The organism is Streptomyces roseofulvus (genome assembly GCF_039534915.1).
GTDB lineage: Bacteria > Actinomycetota > Actinomycetes > Streptomycetales > Streptomycetaceae > Streptomyces > Streptomyces roseofulvus.
This window is the reverse complement of the sequence record NZ_BAAAWE010000001.1, coordinates 3023076-3036634: the sequence shown is the minus strand read 5'-3', so window position 1 is coordinate 3036634 and position 13559 is coordinate 3023076. Positions and strand designations below refer to the sequence as shown.

The window sequence follows — 13559 nt, the reverse complement described above, 5'->3', positions numbered from 1 at the left end:
GCGCCGAAAGCGCTTTCTGCCCGCATGGCGCTTTCCGTCGTGCTTCCACGCGGTGATCGAGGGCGCAGCCCCGCCGGAGAGAGGAACCTTCCATGACACGCAGGACCGTCCGCATCGCCATGAACGGCGTCACCGGACGCATGGGCTACCGCCAGCACCTGGTCCGCTCGATCCTCGCCCTCCGCGAGCAGGGCGGCCTCGACCTCGGCGACGGGCGGGTCCTGTGGCCCGAGCCCGTCCTCGTCGGCCGCCGCGAGCACGCCCTGCGCGCCCTCGCCGAGCGGCACGGCCTCACCGAGTGGTCCACCGACCTCGACGCCGTCCTCGCCGACGACTCCGTCGACGTCTACTTCGACGCCCAGGTCACCTCGGCCCGCGTCGACGCCCTCACCAAGGCGATCGCCGCCGGCAAGCACGTCTACACCGAGAAGCCCACCGCCGCCGACTTCGCCGGCGCCCTCGACCTCGCCCGGCTCGCCCGGGCGAAGGGCATCAAGCACGGCGTCGTCCAGGACAAGCTCTTCCTCCCCGGCCTGCTCAAGCTCAAGCGGCTCGTCGACGGCGGCTTCTTCGGCGAGATCCTGTCCGTCCGCGGCGAGTTCGGCTACTGGGTCTTCGAGGGCGACTGGCAGGAGGCCCAGCGCCCCAGCTGGAACTACCGCTCCGAGGACGGCGGCGGCATCGTCGTCGACATGTTCCCGCACTGGGAGTACGTGCTCCACGAGCTCTTCGGCCGGGTCACCTCCGTCTCCGCCGAGATCGCCACCCACGTGCCGCGCCGCTGGGACGAGCAGGGCAAGCCGTACGAGGCGACCGCCGACGACGCCGCCTACGGCACCTTCCACCTGGAGGGCGGCGCCATCGCCCAGATCAACTCCTCCTGGGCCGTCCGCGTCCACCGCGACGAACTCGTCGAGTTCCAGGTCGACGGCACCGAGGGCTCGGCCGTCGCCGGCCTGCGCACCTGCCGCGTCCAGCACCGCGGGCTGACCCCCAAGCCGGTCTGGAACCCCGACATCCCCGCCGCCCACTCCTTCCGCGAGCAGTGGCAGGAGGTCCCCGACAACGCCGACTTCGACAACGGCTTCAAGGCCCAGTGGGAGCTCTTCCTCCGGCACGTCGTCCTCGACGAGCCGTACCACTGGGACCTGCTCGCCGGCGCCCGCGGCGTCCAGCTCGCCGAACTCGGCCTGAGGTCCGCCGCCGAGGGCCGCCGCCTCGACGTCCCCGAGGTGACCCTGTGACCCTCCACCTCCCGCTCCCCGGCGGCGGCACGCGCGCGTACGAGCCCCGCACCGAACCGCTCGCGCCCTCCGCGACCGGCCCGCTCACCTCCCGTACGGTCTTCTCCGCCGCGCACGTCGTCGCCGACCCGTACGCCGACACCACCCCCGACGGCCCCGCGGCCGTCGACTGGGAGGCCACCCTCGCCTTCCGCCGCCACCTCTGGTCCCACGGCCTCGGCGTCGCGGAGGCCATGGACACCGCCCAGCGCGGCATGGGCCTCGACTGGGCGGGCGCCGCCGAACTCATCCGCCGCAGCGCCGCCGAGGCCAAGGCCGAGGGCGGCCGGATCGCCTGCGGCGTCGGCACCGACCAGCTCACAGGTCCGGCCACCCTGCCCGAGATCCGGGCCGCGTACGAGGAGCAGCTCGCCGTCGTGGAGGAGTCCGGCGCCCAGGCCGTCCTGATGGCCTCCCGCGCCCTCGCCGCCGCGGCGACCGGCCCCGAGGACTACCTCGACCTCTACGGCCACCTGCTGCGCCAGGCCGCCGAACCCGTCGTCCTCCACTGGCTCGGCCCGATGTTCGACCCGGCCCTGGAGGGGTACTGGGGCTCCGCCGACCTCGACGCGGCCACCGAGACCTTCCTGGAGGTCATCGCCGCCCACCCCGACAAGCTCGACGGCGTCAAGATCTCCCTCCTCGACGCCGGCCGCGAGGTCGACCTGCGCCGCCGTCTCCCCGAGGGCGTCCGCTGCTACACCGGCGACGACTTCCACTACCCCGAGCTGATCGCCGGCGACGATCAGGGCTTCAGCCACGCCCTGCTCGGCATCTTCGACCCCCTCGGCCCGCTGGCGGCAGAGGCCGTCCGGGTCCTCGACACCGGCGACACGGCGGGCTTCCGCGCGCTCCTCGACCCGACCGTCGCGCTCTCCCGGCACCTCTTCGAGCCGCCGACCCGCTACTACAAGACGGGCGTGGTCCTGCTCGCCTGGCTCGCCGGCCACCAGGACCACTTCACCATGGTCGGCGGCCTGCACTCGGCCCGCTCCCTGCCGCACCTGGCCCGCGCCTACCGACTCGCCGACGGCCTCGGCCTGTTCCCGGACCCGGCCCGAGCGGAGTCCCGGATGCGCGCCCTCCTCACCGTCCACGGAGTGCCCCAGTGAACCTCGACCGCTTCAGCATCAACCAGATGACGGTGAAACAGCTCCCGCTGCCCGAACTGATCGCGGAGTGCGTCCGTCTCGGCGTCCCCGGGATCGGCCTGTGGCGCGACCCGGTGAAGGAGTACGGCGTCGACGAGACCGCGGCCCTGGTCCAGGAGGCGGGCCTGAAGGTCACCACCCTCTGCCGCGGCGGCTTCTTCACCGCCGACGGCTGGGAGGCCGACAACCGGGCGGCGATCGACGAGGCGGCGGCGCTCGGCACCGACACCCTCGTCCTGGTCTCCGGCGGCCTGCCCGCCGGCAGCCGCGACCTGCCTGGCGCACGCGCGCGCATAGCCGACGCCGTCGGCGCGCTCGCCCCCTATGCGGGCGAGCGGGGGGTGCGGCTCGCGATCGAACCCCTCCACCCGATGTACGCCTCCGACCGCTGCGCGATCTCCACCCTGGACCAGGCCCTGGACATCGCGGAGCGCCACCCGGCCGAGCAGGTGGGCGTCACCGTCGACACCTACCACCTGTGGTGGGACGAGAAGGCGCCGGCGGCGGTGGAGCGCGCCGCCGCCGGCGGCCGCGTCCACTCCTTCCAGCTCGCCGACTGGACGACCCCCCTCCCGGAGGGCGTCCTCGACGGCCGGGGCCAGCTCGGCACGGGCTCCATCGACCTCACGTGGTGGGCGGCCCTCCTCGAACGGGTCGGCTACACGGGCCCGGTGGAGGTCGAACTCTTCAACGACGGCCTCTGGGCGAGGGACGGCGTCGAGGTCCTGGAGGAGACCCTGGAGGCGTTCCTGAAGGTCTGACCCCGTCCCGTGCGAGCCGGGCCCCCGCGTGCGCGGCGGGGCCCTCCGGGCCCGGCCCCGTGTGCGGCGGGGCCGGGCTACTTCTTCCCGCCGCCCAGGAGGTCGCCGAGGCCGCCGCCCTTCTTCGCGGCGGCGCGCCTGGTGAGGACCGCCAGGACCACCGGGACCAGGAGGTCGACCGCGCGGTTCACGGTGGCCGGGGGGAGGCCGGTGCGCCTGGCGACGGCGGAGGCGGCGGGCTTCGCCAGCCTGCCGAGGACGCCCGCCAGCAGGCCGCCGGCCGCGAGGCCGCCGAAGGCGGCGACGCCCTGGAGGGGCGGTGCGGCCGAGGCGGCCTCGTCGACGGCCGCCTTCACGTCGGCGGCGCTGCCCGGCTCGGCCGCGGCCTGCCGCAGATTGCCGGAGAGTTCCGCCACCGAGCCGTCCACCAGGGCCCGGGCGCCGGCCGTGTCGGTGCCGGCGAGGGCGGCGATCTCCGCCAGACGGTCCTCGCCGAGCTCGGCCAGGACCTCGTCCCGGAAGGAGTCACTGCGTTCGCTCATGTCCGGAACGCTACGGTTCCTCCCCGGGGTCGGCACCCCGGGGCGGGAGTTGTCCACAGCCCCGCCCCCGTTGTCGGCGGCCTTCGCTACGGTCGGTCCATGTCCAACGAGGGGTCCGACGAGGGCCGGCCGCACCGCCCCACCGTGGTCGAGGGCGTGCTGGAGAGGATCACGTACGCCAACGAGGAGAGCGGCTACACGGTCGCCCGGGTCGACACCGGCCGCGGCGCCGGGGACCTGCTCACCGTCGTCGGCGCGCTGCTCGGCGCCCAGCCGGGGGAGTCGCTGCGGATGGAGGGGCGCTGGGGGTCGCACCCGCAGTACGGCCGGCAGTTCCAGGTGGACAACTACACGACCGTGCTGCCCGCCACCATCCAGGGCATCCGCCGCTATCTCGGCTCCGGCCTCGTCAAGGGCATCGGACCCGTCTTCGCCGACCGCATCACCACCCACTTCGGCCTAGACACCCTCGACATCCTGGAGGAGGCCCCGGGACGGCTGATCGAGGTCCCCGGCCTCGGCCCGAAGCGGACGAGGAACATCACTGCCGCCTGGGAGGAGCAGAAGGCGATCAAGGAGGTGATGGTCTTCCTCCAGACCGTCGGCGTGTCCACCTCCATCGCCGTCCGCATCTACAAGCAGTACGGCGACGACTCGATCACCGTCGTGCGCGAGCGGCCCTACCGGCTGGCCGCCGACGTCTGGGGCATCGGCTTCCTCACCGCCGACCGGATCGCCCGGTCCGTCGGCATCCCGCACGACAGCCCGGAGCGGGTGAAGGCCGGGCTCCAGTACGCCCTGTCCCAGTCCGCCGACCAGGGGCACTGCTTCCTGCCCGAGGAGCGGCTGATCGCCGACGCGGTGAAGCTGCTCCAGGTGGACACCGGGCTCGTCATCGAGTGCCTCGCCGAGCTGGCCGGGGATCCCGAGGGGGTCGTCCGGGAGGCGGTCCCCGGCCCGGAGGGCGAGCCGGTCACGGCCGTCTACCTGATCCCCTTCCACCGGGCCGAGCTCTCCCTCGCCGGGCAGCTGCGGCGCCTGCTGCGCGCCCCGGAGGACCGGATGCCCGCCTTCCGGGACGTCGCCTGGGAGAAGGCGCTGGCGTGGCTCGCGGCCCGGACCGGGGCCACGCTGGCGCCCGAGCAGGAGCAGGCCGTCCGGCTGGCCCTGACGGAGAAGGTCGCGGTCCTCACCGGCGGCCCCGGCTGCGGCAAGTCCTTCACGGTCCGGTCCGTCGTGGAGCTGGCCCGGGCCAAGAAGGCCAAGGTGGTCCTCGCGGCGCCGACCGGCCGCGCGGCCAAGCGGCTCGCCGAGCTGACCGGCGCCGAGGCGTCCACCGTCCACCGACTCCTTGAGCTGAAGCCGGGCGGGGACGCGGCGTACGACCGGGACCGGCCGCTCGACGCGGACCTCGTCGTGGTCGACGAGGCGTCGATGCTCGACCTGCTGCTGGCGAACAAGCTGGTCAAGGCGGTCGCGCCGGGCGCCCATCTGCTGCTGGTGGGGGACGTGGACCAGCTGCCCTCGGTCGGCGCCGGGGAGGTCCTGGGGGATCTGCTCGCCCCCGGCAGCCCCGTTCCGGCCGTGCGGCTGACCCGGATCTTCCGCCAGGCCCAGCAGTCCGGCGTGGTCACCAACGCCCACCGGATCAACGGGGGCCTGCCGCCCACCACCACGGGCCTGCCGGACTTCTTCCTCTTCGCGGAGGAGGAGACGGAGGACGCGGCCCGGGTCGCCGTCGAGGTCGCCGCCCGGCGCATCCCGGCCAGATTCGGCCTCGACCCGCGCCGGGACGTGCAGGTCCTGGCCCCCATGCACCGGGGTCCGGCCGGCGCGGGCGCGCTGAACGGGCTGCTCCAGCAGGCGATCACCCCGGCCCGCCCGGACCTCCCGGAGAAGCGGTTCGGCGGCCGGGTGTTCCGGGTGGGGGACAAGGTCACCCAGATCAGGAACAACTACGAGAAGGGGGCGAACGGGGTCTTCAACGGTACGGTCGGAGTGGTGACGGCCCTGGACCCCGTGGAGCAGCGCCTGACGGTCCGGACGGACGAGGACGAGGAGGTGCCGTACGGCTTCGACGAACTGGACGAGCTCTCCCACGCGTACGCGGTCACCATCCACCGTTCGCAGGGCAGTGAGTATCCGGCGGTGGTGATCCCGGTCACCATGAGTGCGTGGATGATGCTCCAGCGGAACCTGCTCTACACGGCCGTGACCCGGGCCCGGAAGCTCGTCGTCCTGGTCGGTTCGCGCCGTGCGATCGCCCAGGCGGTCCGTACCGTCTCGGCCGGTCGGCGCTTTACCGCACTGGCCCACCGGCTCACAGGGGCCGCCCCCGTGTGAAAGATCACGGAGGACTACCGGAACCGGGGCGAAGGGGGCAGGATAAGCAGGTTGGCGGCACTGAGTGCCGCCGATTGGCCCAATGGCGACCCCGAGTGCACTCTCCTGAGCCAAGTGGGGGATGGTAGAGACAGTCAGGGCACCTCGAAGAAGAGGCACTACGTCGGTGAGGGATGACGTGAGCGACAACTCTGTAGTACTGCGGTACGCGGACGGTGAATACACCTACCCGGTGGTCGAGAGCACCGTCGGCGACAAGGGCTTCGACATCGGGAAGCTGCGAGCCCAGACCGGTCTGGTCACCCTGGACAGCGGATACGGCAACACCGCCGCCTATAAATCCGCGATCACCTACCTCGATGGTGAGCAGGGCATCCTGCGGTACCGCGGTTACCCCATCGAGCAGCTGGCCGAGCAGTCCACCTTCCTGGAGGTGGCGTACCTGCTGATCAACGGCGAGCTGCCGAAGGCGGACGAGCTCGCCGTCTTCCAGAACGAGATCACCCAGCACACGCTGGTCCACGAGGACGTCAAGAACTTCTTCCGCGGCTTCCCGCGGGACGCCCACCCGATGGCGATGCTGTCCTCGGTGGTCTCCGCGCTGTCCACCTTCTACCAGGACAGCCACAACCCCTTCGACGAGACGCAGCGCCACCTCTCGACGATCCGGCTGCTCGCGAAGCTGCCGACGATCGCGGCGTACGCGTACAAGAAGTCGATCGGCCACCCGTTCGTCTACCCGCGGAACGACCTCGGCTACGTCGAGAACTTCCTGCGCATGACGTTCTCGGTCCCGGCCCAGGAGTACGAGCTCGACCCGGTCGTCGTCTCGGCGCTGGACAAGCTCCTCATCCTGCACGCGGACCACGAGCAGAACTGTTCGACGTCCACCGTGCGTCTGGTCGGCTCCTCGCAGGCGAACATGTTCGCCTCGATCTCGGCCGGCATCTCCGCGCTGTGGGGCCCCCTGCACGGCGGCGCCAACCAGTCGGTCCTGGAGATGCTGGAGGGCATCCAGGCCAACGGCGGCGATGTCGACTCCTTCATCCGCAAGGTGAAGAACAAGGAGGACGGCGTCCGCCTGATGGGCTTCGGCCACCGGGTGTACAAGTCCTTCGACCCGCGCGCCAAGATCATCAAGGCGGCGGCGCACGACGTCCTCTCGGCCCTCGGCAAGTCCGACGAGCTGCTGGACATCGCGCTCAAGCTGGAGGAGCACGCGCTCTCCGACGACTACTTCGTCTCGCGCAACCTCTACCCGAACGTGGACTTCTACACGGGCCTCATCTACCGCGCGATGGGCTTCCCGACCGAGATGTTCACCGTGCTCTTCGCGCTCGGCCGCCTCCCCGGCTGGATCGCCCAGTGGCACGAGATGATCAAGGAGCCCGGCTCCCGCATCGGCCGCCCGCGCCAGATCTACACCGGCGAGGTCCTCCGCGACTTCGTCCCGGTCGACGAGCGCTGAGCCGACCCCGCACAGGTCGACTGAGGCGTACACACGGGGTCCCCCGGCGAAAGCCGGGGGACCCCGTCACCGTCATGAGGCGCCCCGGAGGCGAGCCGAGCCTCCCGAGAAAGCAGAAGCGCCCCGCTCTCCGATCCCCCCACGGGTCGGCGAGCGGGGCGCTTCCCATATCCCCGGTGCGGATTCCCCCCACGGGATCCGGGCCGGGCGTCCGGTGCGCGGTCTGCCGGGGTACGTACGGGAGGGCCGCTCAAGCTCCCCGCTGCACGTGCCCCGGCCGCGCTTGCCTGTCGGGACGTCCCCCAAGACCTCCCGGCGAACGTCCCCCAAGACGTTCTGGCATCGCCCACTTAGACTCGCGAACAGCCCAGATGGTTACCCCCCAATATCTGTGATCTAGGTCTCTTTGTGAAGGACTTGTGCGTCACGTGTAGGTGAAATCAACGGAACCGCCGCAGACGCAGGCTGTTCGTCACGACGAACACGGACGAGAAGGCCATGGTCAGACCGGCGATCATCGGGTTGAGCAGGCCGGCCGCGGCGAGCGGCAGCGCGGCCACGTTGTAGCCGAAGGCCCACGCCAGGTTGCCCTTGATCGTCGCCAGGGTGCGGCGGGCGAGCCGGATCGCGTCGGCGGCCACCCGCAGGTCGCCCCGGACGAGGGTGAGGTCGCTCGCCTCGATGGCCGCGTCCGTCCCGGTGCCCATGGCGAGCCCCAGGTCGGCGGTGGCGAGCGCGGCGGCGTCGTTGACGCCGTCGCCGACCATGGCGACGGTACGGCCTTCGGCCTGGAGCCGCCGGACCACGGCGGCCTTCTCCTCGGGCAGCACCTCGGCGATCACCTCGTCGATGCCGACCTCGGCCGCCACGGTCTCGGCGACGGCCCGGTGGTCGCCGGTGAGGAGCACCGGCCGCAGCCCGAGGGCGCGGAGCCGGGCGACGGCCTCGGTGCTGGTGTCCTTGACGGCGTCGGCGACGGTGAGGGAGCCGCGCAGGACGCCGTCCCAGGCGACCAGCACGGCCCCGGCCCCGACGCCGTCCGGCACCGGCACCTCCTCGGCGGCGAGCAGCGCGGCCCGTCCGGCGAGGACGAGCCGGCCGTCGACGGAGCCGCGGACGCCGAGCCCGGGGACGTTCTCGAAGGCCTTGGGGGCGGGCAGCTCGCCGACGGCGATTCCGAGCCGTTCGGCGGCGCCGGTGGCGACGGCGCGGGCGACGGGGTGCTCGGAGGAGTGCTCCAGGGCGCCGGCGAGCCGCAGCAGCTCGGTCTCGTCGGTGGAGCCGTACGGGTGGACGCCGGTGAGGGTCATCCGGCCGGTGGTGACGGTGCCGGTCTTGTCGAGGACGACGGTGTCGACGCGACGGGTGGACTCCAGGACCTCGGGGCCCTTGATGAGGATGCCGAGCTGGGCGCCGCGGCCGGTGCCGACGAGCAGCGCGGTGGGGGTGGCGAGGCCGAGGGCGCAGGGGCAGGCGATGATCAGGACGGCGACGGCGGCGGTGAACGCGGCGGTCGCGCCGGCGCCGGAGCCGAGCCAGAAGCCGAGGGTGGCGAGCGCGATCAGCAGGACGACGGGCACGAAGACGGCGGAGACCCGGTCGGCGAGCCGCTGGACCGCGGCCTTGCCGCTCTGCGCCTCCTCGACGAGCTTCGCCATCCGGGCCAGCCGGGTGTCGGCGCCGACCCGGGTGGCCCGCACGACGAGCCGGCCGGAGACGTTGACGCAGCCGCCGCTGACCGGGTCCCCGGCGGTGACGTCGACGGGCAGCGACTCGCCGGTGAGGAGGGAGGCGTCGACGGCGGAGGCGCCCTCGGCGACGGTGCCGTCGGTGGCGATCCTCTCGCCGGGGCGCACGACGAAGAGCTCGCCGGTACGGAGCGCGGCGACCGGCACCCGTACCTCGCCCCCGTCCCGGAGGACGGCGACGTCCTTGGCGCCGAGTTCCATCAGGGCGCGCAGCGCGGCGCCGGCCTTCCGTTTGGCGCGGGCCTCCAGGTAGCGGCCGAGGAGGATGAAGACGGTGACGCCGGCGGCGACCTCCAGATAGATCGTGGAGGAGGCGTCGGTGCGGTCGACGGTGAGGTCGAAGCCGTGCCGCATCCCGGGCATGCCGGCGTCGCCGAGGAAGAGCGCCCACAGGGACCAGCCGTAGGCGGCGAGGGTGCCGACCGAGACGAGGGTGTCCATGGTGGCGGCGCCGTGCCGGAGGTTGGTCCAGGCGGCCCGGTGGAAGGGGAGGCCGCCCCAGACGACGACGGGGGAGGCGAGGGTGAGGGAGAGCCACTGCCAGTTGTCGAACTGGAGGGCGGGGACCATGGCGAGCAGGACGACGGGGGCGGCGAGGACGGCGGAGACGACCAGCCGACGGCGCAGCGCGTCGAGCTCGGGGTCGGCGTCCGGTCCGGCGGGGGCCTCGGGCTCCGGCGGGGCCGGTTCCTCGGCGGTGTAGCCGGTCTTCACCACGGTGGCGATGAGCGCGTCGACGCCCACCTCGGGGGCGTGCTCGACGTGCGCCTTCTCGGTGGCGTAGTTGACGGTCGCGGTGACGCCGTCCATCCGGTTGAGCTTCTTCTCGATGCGGGCCGCGCAGGAGGCGCAGGTCATTCCGCCGATGGTCAGCTCGGTGACGGTGGTGCTGGGCATGTGCGGTTCCAAAGGGGAGCAGGGCCGTACCGTAACGGTACGACCCTGCCCGGGCGGTGCGCGGCCGGTGGTCAGACCAGCTCGTAGCCGGCCTCGTCGACGGCGGCGGCGACGGCCTCGCGGTCGAGGGGGGCGCTGGAGACCACGGTGACCTCGCCGGTCTTGGCGACGGCGGTGACGGAGGAGACGCCGGGGATCGCGGAGATCTCGCCGGAGACGGCGCCCTCGCAGTGGCCGCAGGTCATGCCCTTGACCTGGTAGACGGTGGTGAGTTCGGTCTGCGTCTCGGCGGCCATGGTGGTCTCCTCATTCGGTTCGGAGTCGTACAGCTCGATGCTATACCCCTAGGGGGTATAAATTCCAGTGCGGTCGGGCTCGCGTCGCGCGAGCGATCTCAGCCACGCCAGTCCCACCAGCGTCACCAGCACCAGACCGCCCACCGAGAAGAGGGTGAAGAGGTGCTCCTGCTCGGAGGTGGGCCGCGGGATGTAGCCCTGGGCGAAGAGGGAGCGGTCCAGGTCCGTGGTGGTCAGCCGGAGGACGAGCCAGAGCGCGATCCCGTGCATCGAGTCCCAGAGCGCGTGCAGCACCGCCACCCCGAGGTAGGCGCCGACGATCGGGCCGGCGAGGCGGAAGCGGCCGTCGGGGCGGCGGTAGGAGAAGAGCACCGCGCCCGCGACGGCCGTCCACAGGCCGTGCCCGAAGGGGGCCAGGAGGCCGCGGAGGATCTCCGTCTCCAGGAGGGAGCGCAGGTCGATGCCGTCCAGGGTGACCGCGGCGTTGAAGGCGTATCCCGCGCTCTCGAAGGCGGCGAAGCCGAAGCCCACCGTCCCGCCGAGCACCAGGCCGGCGCGCCGGCCGCGCAGGTACGGGCGGTGCCGGACGACGAACATCAGGGCGGCGAGCTTCACCGCCTCCTCGATCAGCCCCACCCCGAGGAACATCCACAGGGACGGGTGGAGCAGGTAGTACTCCATGACCGAGGCGCCGAGGACGCCCAGGATGCCGCCGGTGACGAAGCAGCCGAGGATCACCGGCAGCCCGAGGTCGCGGCCGTGCCGCTCGTACGCCCACAGCACGAAGACGCCCGGGACCAGGAAGCTGCCCAGGAGGATCAGGGTGGGCAGCAGGGTGGTGTTGGCGGTGGCGTACGTGACCACCGCGGTCAGCGCCCACAGGGCCAGACCGCCCCACAGGCACCGCTTCCACAGCCCGGGGCGAGGGCCGGCGGACTCCGGGGGAGCCGGGGGTGGCGGGGGAGGGGTCTGGGGGGTGGACCGGTACTCGTACATCAGCGGGCCTCCAAGTCCCTCCGCCGACCGGGCGTCTGACCGGAGCTTATGGTAGATACCCGATATGTCGCATTCGGGGATCACGCTCGTCCTGATCATGACGGTCGCCGTCCTGGCGCCCCTGCTGGCGTACTGGGTGGGGCGCCGGGTCCCCGTCCCGCTCGCCGTCTTCGAGATCCTTCTCGGCATCGTCATCGGCCCCGACGTCCTCGACTGGGCGCACTCGGACGAGCTGATCGACGGCCTCTCCGAGCTCGGCCTCACCATGCTGATCTTCCTCGCGGGGTACGAGATCGAGTTCGGCAAGGTCCGCGGCGACACCCTCAGGCGCTCGGTGTGGGCGTGGCTGGCCGCGCTCGCCCTCGGACTCACCGCCGGCGTCCTGATCGGCGGCGGCTACTCCACCGGGGTCTTCATCGGCGTCGCCCTCACCAGCACCGCCCTCGGCACCGTCCTGCCCGTGCTGCGGGACTCCGGCGGGCTGCGCGGCCGCTTCGGCACGGTCGTCATGGCCTTCGGCGCGGTCGGCGAGTTCGGGCCGATCATCGCCATGGCGCTGCTGCTCAGCGGGCGGACCGCCGCCGAGTCCACGGTGCTGCTCGCGGTCTTCGCCGCGCTCACCGCGGCCGCCCTCTACTGGGCGATGCGGCCCCGCCCGCCGTGGTTCGCCACCGTCATCGCCAGGACCCTGCACACCAGCGGCCAGTTCGCGGTCCGCTTCGTCTTCCTGCTGCTCGCCCTGATGCTCGGGGCCTCGACGGCGCTCGGCCTGGACGTGCTGCTCGGCGCCTTCGCCGCCGGGCTCATCACCCGGCTGGTGCTCACCGGGGCGGCTCCGGAGGCGGGGCCGGAGATCCTGGAGAAGGTCGAGGGGGTCGGCTTCGGCTTCCTGGTGCCGGTCTTCTTCGTCGTCACCGGCCTGGAGTTCGACCTGGACTCGCTGCTCTCCGGCGGCCGCGCGCTGCTGCTCCTGCCGGTCTTCCTGCTGCTCTTCCTGGTGGTGCGGGGCGGCCCGATGTGGTTCCTCGCCCCGCGCGACCTCGACCGGACGGACCGCGGCGCACTGGTGCTGTACGGCTCCACCGCGCTGCCGCTCGTCGTCGCCATCACCACCATCGGCCTGGACGACAAGGCCCTGTCGGCGGGCGAGGCGGCGGCGCTCGTCGGCGCCGGGATGGTCTCGGTCCTGGTCCTCCCGCTGCTCGCGATGCGGCTGCGGGCGGGCCGGGACCAGGCGCCGGCGGAGGCGGTCAGCGGGTCGGAGTCGTGGTGACCGCCGCGCCGGCCGGTGCCTCGCCGACGATGGGCGCGAGGTAGCGGAACATCACCTTCTTCAGCTCGGCCACGGCCGCGTCCCGCACCGGGCCCTCGGGGGCGGCGACGATCAGCACGAGTCCGCCCTTGAAGACGGCGAAGGCCATGTCGGCGACCCGGTCCAGCTCGTCGGCGGCGAGCGGCGGGACGGCCCGCGCGCCGATCGTCTCGCGGACCTGGGAGAGCAGCGAGGCGTGCAGCTCGTCGTGCTCCTCGGCGATCCGGCCGGGCACCTCGGAGCCGTGCATCAGGGCGAGGAAGGCCGGGTTGAGGCAGTTGAACTCGATCATCGGGTCGAGCACCGCGTCGATCAGCTCCCGCAGTGGCAGCGCCAGGTTGGCCGGGGTGAAGACCTGGCCGTGGGCCTCGCGCATCTGCTGGATGAGCCGGCCGCCGAGCTCGACGGCGATCGCCTCCTTGTTCGGGAAGTACTGGTAGAGCGTGCCCGGCGAGACCTTGGCCTCGCGGGCGATCGCGTTGGTGCTGCTGGCCGTGTAGCCGTTGGCGCAGAAGACGTCGGCGGCGGCCTGGAGCAGCTGGGCGATGCGGCGCTCGCCGCGGGCCTGTCGGCGGCGCGGCTTCGGGTCCTCGGGCATGGCTGTCCCCAGTCCTCCTCGATACGCGTTGACAAATGCGAGAGGGCGCTCGCATTCTTGGATAACGCGAGCGATCACTCGTGTTTGCCAGTCTATGGCAATGGGCGGCCCCCGCGACCTGCCGGGAAGCGAGAGCGGGGGCCACGGTGAAGGGGACACCGCGT

Annotated in this window: 11 protein-coding genes; 6 read left to right on the top strand and 5 right to left on the bottom strand. The window is 72.5% G+C overall.

Translation table 11 applies throughout. The annotated features are described in order from the left end of the window. Positions 1–92 precede the first annotated feature (92 nt). The 3 genes from ABFY03_RS13975 to ABFY03_RS13965 are packed head-to-tail and all read left to right on the top strand — an operon-like array spanning position 93 to position 3195. Entirely contained in the window at positions 93–1244 is a 1152-nt protein-coding gene (locus tag ABFY03_RS13975; RefSeq protein WP_319011405.1) for a Gfo/Idh/MocA family protein, read from the top strand. Continuing rightward, positions 1241–2395 (top strand): dihydrodipicolinate synthase family protein, encoded by a 1155-nt coding sequence (locus ABFY03_RS13970; protein WP_346170029.1) that lies wholly within the window; start codon positions 1241–1243, stop codon positions 2393–2395. The genes ABFY03_RS13975 and ABFY03_RS13970 overlap by 4 nt, the downstream gene beginning before the upstream one ends. 26 nt (positions 2396–2421) lie before the next feature. Beyond that, positions 2422–3195 (top strand): sugar phosphate isomerase/epimerase family protein, encoded by a 774-nt coding sequence (locus ABFY03_RS13965; RefSeq protein ID WP_386723682.1) that lies wholly within the window; start codon positions 2422–2424, stop codon positions 3193–3195. Positions 3196–3272: 77 nt separating this feature from the next. Here the strand turns inward: ABFY03_RS13965 and ABFY03_RS13960 are convergent, their stop codons facing one another. Further along, positions 3273–3737, bottom strand: coding sequence for a DUF937 domain-containing protein (locus tag ABFY03_RS13960; RefSeq protein ID WP_319011408.1), 465 nt, complete (start codon positions 3735–3737; stop codon positions 3273–3275). 99 nt (positions 3738–3836) lie between these two features. On the opposite strand from ABFY03_RS13960, the gene recD2 reads away from it, so the two are divergent. Together recD2 and ABFY03_RS13950 are read left to right on the top strand one after the other, a co-directional pair. Further along, positions 3837–6080 (top strand): SF1B family DNA helicase RecD2, encoded by a 2244-nt coding sequence (recD2, locus tag ABFY03_RS13955; RefSeq protein WP_319011409.1) that lies wholly within the window; start codon positions 3837–3839, stop codon positions 6078–6080. A gap of 178 nt (positions 6081–6258) precedes the next feature. Then, the gene (locus ABFY03_RS13950; protein ID WP_319011411.1) at positions 6259–7548 is read left to right on the top strand and encodes a citrate synthase; all 1290 of its coding nucleotides are present in this window, start codon (positions 6259–6261) and stop codon (positions 7546–7548) included. 440 nt (positions 7549–7988) lie between these two features. Here the strand turns inward: ABFY03_RS13950 and ABFY03_RS13945 are convergent, their stop codons facing one another. The 3 genes from ABFY03_RS13945 to ABFY03_RS13935 all read right to left on the bottom strand — a co-directional run bounded on the left by ABFY03_RS13945 (position 7989) and on the right by ABFY03_RS13935 (position 11485). Further along, positions 7989–10193 (bottom strand): heavy metal translocating P-type ATPase, encoded by a 2205-nt coding sequence (locus tag ABFY03_RS13945; RefSeq protein ID WP_346170027.1) that lies wholly within the window; start codon positions 10191–10193, stop codon positions 7989–7991. Between the two features lie 71 nt (positions 10194–10264). After that, positions 10265–10489, bottom strand: coding sequence for a heavy-metal-associated domain-containing protein (locus ABFY03_RS13940; RefSeq protein WP_319011413.1), 225 nt, complete (start codon positions 10487–10489; stop codon positions 10265–10267). Positions 10490–10537: 48 nt separating this feature from the next. Next, the gene (locus ABFY03_RS13935) at positions 10538–11485 is read right to left on the bottom strand and encodes a PrsW family intramembrane metalloprotease (RefSeq protein ID WP_346170026.1); all 948 of its coding nucleotides are present in this window, start codon (positions 11483–11485) and stop codon (positions 10538–10540) included. A gap of 64 nt (positions 11486–11549) precedes the next feature. Between ABFY03_RS13935 and ABFY03_RS13930 the strand changes: the two genes are divergently transcribed. After that, on the top strand, positions 11550–12758 hold the full coding sequence (locus tag ABFY03_RS13930) for a cation:proton antiporter (RefSeq protein ID WP_319011415.1): 1209 nt from the start codon (positions 11550–11552) through the stop codon (positions 12756–12758). Here the strand turns inward: ABFY03_RS13930 and ABFY03_RS13925 are convergent. After that, a complete protein-coding gene (locus ABFY03_RS13925; RefSeq protein WP_319011416.1) occupies positions 12736–13395 on the bottom strand; it encodes a TetR/AcrR family transcriptional regulator in 660 nt (219 codons plus the stop codon). The two genes, ABFY03_RS13930 and ABFY03_RS13925, sit on opposite strands and share 23 nt — an antisense overlap. Positions 13396–13559 lie beyond the last annotated feature (164 nt).